The sequence below is a fragment of the Mesorhizobium sp. M00.F.Ca.ET.216.01.1.1 genome, assembly GCF_004010325.2.
Lineage (GTDB): Bacteria > Pseudomonadota > Alphaproteobacteria > Rhizobiales > Rhizobiaceae > Mesorhizobium.
Genome location: NZ_SADR02000455.1, coordinates 1 through 301 on the forward strand (window position 1 = coordinate 1; position 301 = coordinate 301).

The following is a 301-nucleotide window of genomic DNA, read 5'->3' on the forward strand; positions in this document are numbered from 1 at the left end:
CTTCATCATCGGCCGGTCCGGCGGCAAGACGCCCAAGGTCGACCCTGCCACCGTCGAGGCGGCGATCCGCGATATCGTGCGCACCTGGGAAGACGCGCTTTCCGAGGCGGCCGAAGCAGCCGGCAGCGACCCGGCATTGAAAAGCATCGCGGCGCGTTTCCCGGAAAGCTACCGCGATACCTTCTCGGCGTCGGTGGCGCTGGCCGATGCCAGGCGCATCGCCAAGATCGATCCGGAAAACCAGATTGCCATCGACTATTACCGCCGCACCGACCAGAAGCCGCATCAGGCGGCGCTGAAG

General features: G+C 65.8%; 1 protein-coding gene. It reads left to right on the top strand.

Annotation, left to right across the window (positions count from 1 at the left end):
• Nucleotides 1-301, top strand: a 301-nt coding sequence (locus EN859_RS36930) for an NAD-glutamate dehydrogenase domain-containing protein (RefSeq protein WP_135913730.1), incomplete at both ends; no start/stop codon positions are given.